5 protein-coding genes are annotated in these 8,232 nt (G+C 71.7%); all 5 read right to left on the reverse strand.

The window, feature by feature from the left end; all coding sequences use genetic code 11:
• Positions 1-987: 987 nt before the first annotated feature.
• The gene (obgE, locus tag M8J73_RS44275) at positions 988-2,424 is read right to left on the reverse strand and encodes a GTPase ObgE (RefSeq protein WP_055541986.1); all 1,437 of its coding nucleotides are present in this window, start codon (positions 2,422-2,424) and stop codon (positions 988-990) included.
• A gap of 140 nt (positions 2,425-2,564) precedes the next feature.
• On the reverse strand, positions 2,565-2,819 hold the full coding sequence (gene rpmA / locus M8J73_RS44280; protein WP_055515300.1) for a 50S ribosomal protein L27: 255 nt from the start codon (positions 2,817-2,819) through the stop codon (positions 2,565-2,567).
• Between the two features lie 14 nt (positions 2,820-2,833).
• Positions 2,834-3,154 carry a 50S ribosomal protein L21 gene (rplU, locus tag M8J73_RS44285; protein ID WP_020269559.1) on the reverse strand — a complete coding sequence of 107 codons (321 nt, stop codon included), beginning with the start codon at positions 3,152-3,154 and terminating at the stop codon, positions 2,834-2,836.
• Between the two features lie 203 nt (positions 3,155-3,357).
• On the reverse strand, positions 3,358-4,704 hold the full coding sequence (locus M8J73_RS44290; protein WP_055541987.1) for a phospholipase D-like domain-containing protein: 1,347 nt from the start codon (positions 4,702-4,704) through the stop codon (positions 3,358-3,360).
• A gap of 303 nt (positions 4,705-5,007) precedes the next feature.
• A partial coding sequence (locus M8J73_RS44295; protein WP_249829914.1) for an Rne/Rng family ribonuclease occupies positions 5,008-8,232 on the reverse strand: 3,225 nt, incomplete at its 5' end.

The following is an 8,232-nucleotide window of genomic DNA, read 5'->3' on the forward strand; positions in this document are numbered from 1 at the left end:
CTCCGACGGCACCCCTCAGACCCGGTGACACCACCCCCCAGGTCATGCGTTCGACAGGGGGCAAAAGTCATGCCGGGCCCGGAGGCCAGCGGTCCTCTTGCAGGACCGCAAAAAAACATAACGGGGGGCGGTGCGCCCAAGGACTCGGGGGTGTGGGCCGTGCGGCGGCTGCGGGTGCCTTGTGGTTTGTCGCGCAGTTCCCCGCGCCCCTTGTGGGGGCTGGCCCCGGCTGTTCAGGGGTGCCGTGGGGACAGCTCACCCCGTCACATGCCCGTGCGTCGCAGCAGCCCGCCCGCGAGGGCACAGGGCCCGCCCTTCGACCGGCTACCGCCCTCGGGTAGCGCCCGCCCCTTCGGGCAGCCGCCGCCCCCACGGGTCGCCCCCGCCTTCTCGGGCCGTGCGTGCCGTCTCCGGCCTTACGTGCTCCTTCAGGCCGCCCCCGCCCCTCGGGTCGCGCCTGCCCCCTCAGAGGCCCACGCCTCCTCGGGTAGCGCCTGCCCCTCTCGGGCCGCTTCCCGGCCTCTCGGGCCGTGCGTGCCCGGCCTTACGTGCCCCTTCAGGCCGCCCCCGCCCCCTCAGGTCGCGCCCGCCCCCTCAGACTGCTCCCCGCCCTCTCGGGCCGTACGTGCCCTCTCGGGCCGGGGCCGCCCCCGGCACCTCGGGCCGCACGCGCCCCCTCAGGCAACCCCGCCCCCTCGGGCCGCACGTGCCCCTCAGGCAACCCCCGCCCCCTCAGGCCGCACGCGCCCCCTCAGGCAACCCCCGCCCTCTCAGGCCGTGCGTGCCCTCTCGGGCCTTACGTGCCCCCCTCAGGCCGCTCCCCGCCCTCTCGGGCCGTACGTGCCCTCTCGGGCCGGGGCCGCCCCCGGCACCTCGGGCCGCACGCGCCCCCTCAGGCAACCCCCGCCCCCTCGGGCCGTGCGTGCTCTCTCGGGCCTTACGTGCCCCCCTCGGGCCGCACGTGCCCTCTCAGGCCGCACGTCCCCTTTAGAAGGGCTCGAAGTCGTCGTACGCCTGGTCGAGTTCGTCTCGTTCGGCCTGGCGGTCGCGGCGGCGCTGGACGGCGGGGCGGGGCTCTTCGAAGCGGTGGTCCTCGCCGCGGCGGCCGAGCATCTCCGCGCCGGCCGTGACGGACGGCTCCCAGTCGAAGACGACCGCGTTGTCCTCGGGACCGATGGCGACGCCGTCGCCGGAGCGGGCGCCCGCCTTCATCAGCTCGTCCTCGACGCCGAGCCGGTTCAGCCGGTCGGCCAGGTAGCCCACCGCCTCGTCGTTGTTGAAGTCGGTCTGGCGCACCCAGCGCTCCGGCTTCTCGCCGCGCACCCGGAAGAGGCCGTCCTCCTCGCGCGTGACGGTGAAGCCCGCGTCGTCGACCGCCTTCGGGCGGATGACGATCCGGGTGGCCTCCTCCTTCGGCTTGGCGGCCCGCGCCTTGCCGACGAGGTCCGCGAGGGCGAAGGACAGCTCCTTCAGACCGATGTGGGCGACCGCGGACACCTCGAAGACGCGGTAGCCGCGGGCCTCCAGGTCCGGCCGCACCATCTCGGCGAGGTCCTTGCCGTCGGGCACGTCGATCTTGTTGAGGACGACGATGCGCGGCCGGTTGTCGAGCCCGCCGTACTCCTTCAGCTCCTCCTCGATGATGTCGAGGTCGGAGACGGGGTCGCGGTCGGACTCCAGCGTCGCCGTGTCCAGGACATGGACGAGGACGCTGCAGCGCTCCACGTGCCGGAGGAACTCCAGGCCGAGGCCCTTGCCCTGGCTGGCGCCGGGGATCAGGCCCGGCACGTCGGCGATCGTGTAGACCGTCGAGCCGGCCGTCACCACGCCCAGGTTGGGGACGAGGGTCGTGAACGGATAGTCCGCGATCTTCGGCTTCGCGGCGCTCAGCACCGAGATCAGCGAGGACTTGCCCGCGCTCGGGTAACCGACCAGCGCCACGTCGGCGACGGTCTTCAGCTCCAGGACGATGTCGCGCAGGTCCCCCGGCTCGCCGAGCAGCGCGAAACCGGGCGCCTTGCGGCGGGCGGAGGCGAGGGCCGCGTTGCCGAGGCCGCCCCGGCCGCCCTGCGCGGCGACGAAGGAGGTGCCGTGGCCGACGAGGTCGGCGAGGACGTTGCCCTGCTTGTCGAGGACCACCGTGCCGTCCGGTACGGACAGGACGAGGTCCTGGCCGTCCTTGCCGGAGCGGTTGCCGCCCTCGCCCGGCTTGCCGTTGGTGGCCTTGCGGTGCGGGGAGTGGTGGTATTCGAGCAGCGTGGTGACGGACTGGTCCACGGTCAGGATCACATCGCCGCCGCGGCCGCCGTTGCCCCCGTCGGGGCCGCCCAGCGGCTTGAACTTCTCACGGTGGACGGAGGCACAGCCGTGGCCTCCGTTACCCGCGGCGACATGCAGCTCGACGCGGTCCACGAAGGTGGTCATGGTGGGTGCCTCCAGTTACGCGCAATGCGTGGTGTACGGAATTGTCTTAGCTGTAACACGTCAAAGGCGGACCCGCTTCCCGTACGGGAAGTGAGGTCCGCCTCGACGAAATCGCTCTACGGAAGCCCTGGTCGGAAGACTCAGGCGACCGGAACGATGTTCACGACCTTGCGGCCACGGCTGGTGCCGAACTGCACCGCACCGGCGTTCAGCGCGAACAGCGTGTCGTCGCCGCCACGGCCGACGCCCGCGCCGGGGTGGAAGTGGGTGCCACGCTGGCGGACCAGGATCTCACCCGCGCTCACGACCTGACCGCCGAAGCGCTTCACGCCGAGCCGCTGGGCATTCGAGTCGCGACCGTTCCGGGTGGACGATGCGCCCTTCTTGTGTGCCATGTCTCCTCAGTCCCTTACTTCGCAGCCGTGGGGATCTCAGTGACCTTGATCGCCGTGTACTGCTGGCGGTGGCCCTGACGACGGCGGTAGCCGGTCTTGTTCTTGTAGCGCAGAATGTCGATCTTCTGGCCCTTGTGGTGGTCCACGACCTCGGCCTGGACCTTGATGCCGGCCAGCACCCACGGGTCGCTGGTCACAGCGTCGCCGTCGACAACGAGCAGGGTCGAGAGCTCGACCGTGTCGCCAACCTGGGCGGTGGAAATCTTGTCAACCTCAACGATGTCGCCGACAGCAACCTTGTGCTGGCGACCACCGCTGCGCACGATGGCGTACACGCGGATCTCACTCTCTCGCTCGGGAACGGCACCCCCGCAGTCCAGCCGCCCGACATGCGTGCGGCCTCTCCCGAGGCGCCCGGCGCCCGGAAGGATGAGGTTTACGGGGATGTGGCGCGTCTGCTTACGGACACGCCGACGGTCAAGGTTACGGGGCGACGCTCGAACGGGTCAAACCGAGCCCCGCCCGGCGCCCACGGGCCTCACCCGGTCGGCTTCTCGCCGTCCGCCGGCAGCGGCTTCACGCCCTTGCAGAGGTCCGTGGTGTCGGACTTGCCCGGATGGGCGACCTTGATCACCTGGTCGAAGTGGGCCTTGTACATGTCGTGCACGGCGTCGTCGTCGACTTTGACGATCGACTCGTCGTTCTCACGCAGCGCGGGACCGGTGTAGTTCCCGGACCCGGTGAAGCTGATCTTGTTGCGCACCCCGTCGTACGCGCCGTCCACCAGGATGTACTTGGAGTGGATGATGTACGGCGTGGTGAGCTTCTGCCCCGGGTTCAGCGGGTCCCGGTCGTCGTTGTAGCAGCGCACGGTCGGCCCGCCGGAGGTGTGCATCTTCTCCCAGGTGCCCGGCGTGCCGCCCGAGCTCTTGGCGCTGTCCGACTCGGCGTAGACGATGCTCACGTTGCAGCCGGCCTTCTTCAGCGCGACCAGCTTCTCCGCGATCGCCATCCGCGTGATCTTGAAGATCGCCACCCGTACCCAGGTCTTCCGGGTGACCCCGGCGGTGTCCTTGTAGGAGCACTGCACGTTGTTGAGCACCGAGTACACACTGTCGGTGGCCCGTGTGCTCCCCGCCCGGGGGAAGAAGTACGCCTTGTACAGGCCGTTGCTGACGGTCCGGTACTCCCAGCCCGCCCAGTCCCGGCCCACCATCGTGTCGAAGTAGTCCGCGTAGGCGTCGTACATCGTCGGGTTGTTCGGCAGCAGCAGCGCGTCGTTGAAGAACTTGGTGTGCGCGGAGGGCGTCGAGTTCGAGGTGGTCTGCACGACGACGTTGGTGGCGCCCTCGACCGCCGAGAACAGCCAGAACTTGTTGTGCATGATCGACTGCCCGTACTTCGGGTCACCGAGGCAGGACTTGTCGACGGGGCAGGTCGCTATGTACGAGCCCTTCGTGCGGTCGGTGCCGAGCGCGGAGACGAGGCTGCCGTACGCGGTGTTGGCGGGGCGGTCGCTGACGCTCGACTCGTCCAGCAGGACCTGGACGTTGACGCCCCGGTCCTTGGCGGCGACGAGCGCGTCGACGACGGACGCCTCCCACACGTGGTAGACGGCGACCTTGATGGTGGAGCCGGGCAGCGCGGCCGCCGTCAGGTCGATCAGGCGCGTACGTATCGCGAGTTGCTCGCTCTCCTCGCCCAACGGGTCGTTGAAGACGGGCCCTTCGGTCCAGGTGGGGGCGGCCTGCGCGGTCCCGGCGGAGACCGCGGTCTGTACCCCGGCCGCCGACAGGACGGTGGCCAGCGCCAGCGCCTTGCGCGCGGCCCCGGCCGGCCCCCCAGGGCGGTGCCGCCTCGTGCTCGTCAGGCGCACACGCGCCATGCGATCCCCTCCCCGTTCCCCGCTCACGGCCCCGGGTGCTCGCCCCAGCGGACGGACCGTGCGTCGAGGTAGTGCTTCAACGCTCTTGCTCGTACGACTACGTGAGTTTTACAGGCGTCCGCGAGTGATCCAAGAGGCAGGGGGTGCTTACGCGCCAAAAGTGCAGCCCAAACCGCCCTAAACGCCGCCGCGTTGTGTGAGCTTTCTCGCCCCTGTCCGGGCAACACGAAGGCCCCCGCCCGGCAGTTGATCCGCCGGACGGGGGCCTCGGTGCGGGGCGGGCCGTGGCCCGCCCCGTGGGGCTCAGCTCTCGTCGGTCGAAGCGGTGACCGTGTTCGACGCCTGCTCGGCGGCGACCGTGGTCTTCTTCGAGGCCGACTTCTTCGTCGTCGCCTTCTTGGCCGTGGCCTTCTTGGCGACCGTCTTCTTGGCCGCCGTCTTCTTCGTGGCGGCCTTCTTCGCCGTCGCCTTCTTGGCCGTCTTCCGCGCCGCCGCCTTCTTGGCGGGCGCCTCGGACTCCTCCGCGACCTCGGCGGCGTCCTCGGCCGGAGCCTGCGCCGTCTCCTCCGCGGCGGCGGACGGCACGACCACGACCGCGGTCTCCTCCGACGCGGTGGGCGCCGTCGCCTTGCGCACGGCACGCCGCCTCGGGCGGGCCGGAGCCGCGCTCTCGGCGACGACCGCCTCGGGCTGCTCCGCCGCCGCTTCCACGACCGGCTCGGCCACGGCCTCGACGACCGGCTCCGCGACGGACTCGGCCACCGTCACCACGGCGTCGTCCGCGGCCGTCCCGGCGGGGGCACCCGCGGGCGCGGACACCTTCCGGGTCGCCCGCCGACGCGTACGGCCCTTGGGCGCGGCCTCCTCGGCGCTCACCGCGGCCGGCGTCTCGACGACCGGGTCCTCCACCGCGACCGGCTCGGCCTCGGCGGCCTCACGCGACTTGGGAGCCCGCTCCTCGACGTCCTCGGACGGGGCGGCAGCCACGGTCTCCCGGCGCTTCGGCGCACCCGAGGGCGCGGAGGCCCGACGGGTCACCCGGCGCCGCGAACGACCGCGCGTGACCGCGGCCTCCGCCTCGGCGACGCTGCTGTACAGCTCCTCGTCCGGCTCGAACTCGGGCGAGGGCAGCGCCAGGGGCTCGGCGACCTCGGCGGCCACCTCCGCGACCTCGGCCGGCTCCAGCGTCTCGGCGGCCTCCGGCTCGACGGCCTCGGGCGCGGCCACATGCTCGTGGTCGTGCTCCGCGCCGCCACGCCCGCGCTTGCGGCGCTTGCCACCGCCACCGGCGGCCGTCGGCTGGTCCATGTGCACGATCACGCCACGCCCGTTGCAGTGGACGCAGGTCTCGGAGAAGGACTCCAGCAGACCCTGCCCGACCCGCTTGCGGGTCATCTGCACGAGGCCCAGCGAGGTGACCTCGGCGACCTGGTGCTTCGTACGGTCACGGCCGAGGCACTCCAGCAGGCGCCGCAGCACCAGGTCCCGGTTGGACTCCAGCACCATGTCGATGAAGTCGATGACGACGATGCCGCCGAGGTCGCGCAGCCGCAGCTGGCGCACGATCTCCTCGGCCGCCTCCAGGTTGTTCCTGGTGACCGTCTCCTCCAGGTTGCCGCCCTGGCCGGTGAACTTGCCGGTGTTGACGTCGATCACGACCATGGCCTCGGTCTTGTCGATCACCAGCGAACCACCGCTGGGCAGCCACACCTTGCGGTCGAGCGCCTTCATCAGCTGCTCGTCGATGCGGTACGTCGCGAAGACGTCGACCTCGGAGGTCCACTTCTGCAGCCGGTCCGCGAGGTCGGGCGCGACGTGGGAGACGTATCCGTGGATGGTCTCCCAGGCGTCCTCGCCGCTGACGATGACCTTGGAGAAGTCCTCGTTGAAGATGTCGCGCACGACGCGGACGGTCATGTCCGGCTCGCCGTACAGCAGCGTCGGGGCGTTGCCGCTCTTCGCCTTCTTCTGGATGTCCTCCCACTGCGCCTGCAGCCGCTCGACGTCACGGCGCAGCTCGTCCTCGCTCGCACCCTCGGCGGCGGTGCGCACGATGACGCCCGCATCCTCGGGGACGATCTTCTTGAGGATGGTCTTCAGCCGGGCCCGCTCGGTGTCGGGCAGCTTGCGGCTGATACCGGTCATCGACCCCTCGGGGACGTAGACCAAGTAGCGGCCGGGCAGCGAGACCTGACTGGTCAGGCGGGCGCCCTTGTGTCCGATCGGGTCCTTGGTGACCTGGACGAGGACGGACTGCCCGGACTTGAGCGCGCTCTCGATACGGCGCGGCCCGTTGGCCATGCCGAGTGCCTCGAAGTTGACCTCACCGGCGTACAGGACGGCGTTGCGGCCCTTGCCGATGTCGATGAAGGCGGCCTCCATCGACGGCAGCACGTTCTGCACCTTGCCGAGGTAGACGTTGCCGACGTACGAGGTGGCCTGCTCCTTGTTGACGTAGTGCTCGACGAGCACGTTGTCCTCGAGGACGCCGATCTGGGTGCGCTCGCCGCTCTGGCGGACGACCATGACCCGCTCGACGGCTTCACGGCGGGCGAGGAACTCGGCCTCGGTGATGATCGGGACGCGACGGCGCCCCTGCTCACGGCCTTCCCGGCGGCGCTGCTTCTTCGCCTCCAGACGGGTCGAGCCCTTGATGGACTGCACCTCGTCCGACGGCTCGGTCTCCTTGGCGCGGCGCTCACGCGGCTCGCGGACCTTGACGACGGTGCGCTCGGGGTCGTCCGACGAGGCGTCGGCCTCACCGGAGGAGTCCCCGGCGCGACGGCGACGGCGACGGCGGCGACGGCTGCTGCTGGAGCCGGAGGCCTCGTCGCGCTCGTCGGAGTCGCCCTCGTCCTCGGCGTCCTCGTCGACCTGCTCGGCGGTGTCCTCGGCGTCCTGCGCGGCCTGCTCGGCGGCGAGCTCGTCGCTCTCGCCCTCGGCCGACTCGCCCCGGCGGCGGCGACGGCCGCCCCGGCGGCGGCGACGCCGCGACCCGGTGGACTCCTCCTCGCCGAACTCGTCGTCGGCTCCGTCCTCGGACGCCCCCTCGGGCTCCTCGGACTCGTCCGACTCCTCGGCCTCGTCGGCCTCGGGAGCCTCGTCGGCCGTCACGGGCTCCGCCTCGGCGGGCTCGCCGCGGCGGCGACGCCGACGGCGCGACCCGCCGGTGGTCTCCTCCGGGGCGTACCCGACGGGCTCGGTGGTCTCGTCGCTCTCGGCGACCTCCGCCTCGGCCTCGGCGGCGGCCTGTGCGGCAGCCCGCTCCGGCGTCTGGAACATCGGCTCGGTGAACACCGGGGCCTGGAACACGGCCACGGCGGGCCGAGCGGGCCGCGCGGGCGCGTCCTCGGCCGCGGACGCCGTCGGCTCGGAGAACCCGACGGCCGCCTTCCGGGCGACCCGGCGCCGGGCGCGCCGCGTCCCGCCGTCCTCACCCTCGGCGGGCGCCTTCGCGGCCGGAGCGGAGGGCGCCTCGGCGGGCGCGGCGGCGTCCTGAGCGGTGGCGGTCGGGGTCTCGGCGGCGGG

It is taken from the genome of Streptomyces neyagawaensis, assembly GCF_023516595.1.
GTDB lineage: Bacteria > Actinomycetota > Actinomycetes > Streptomycetales > Streptomycetaceae > Streptomyces > Streptomyces neyagawaensis.

What these genes read in the sequence shown, in the direction of transcription:
- obgE (WP_055541986.1), bottom strand. Translation starts at nt 2,424, where the DNA reads ATGACCACCTTCGTGGACCGCGTCGAGCTGCATGTCGCCGCGGGTAAC.
- rpmA (WP_055515300.1), bottom strand. Translation starts at nt 2,819, where the DNA reads ATGGCACACAAGAAGGGCGCATCGTCCACCCGGAACGGTCGCGACTCG.
- M8J73_RS44290 (WP_055541987.1), bottom strand. Translation starts at nt 4,704, where the DNA reads ATGGCGCGTGTGCGCCTGACGAGCACGAGGCGGCACCGCCCTGGGGGG.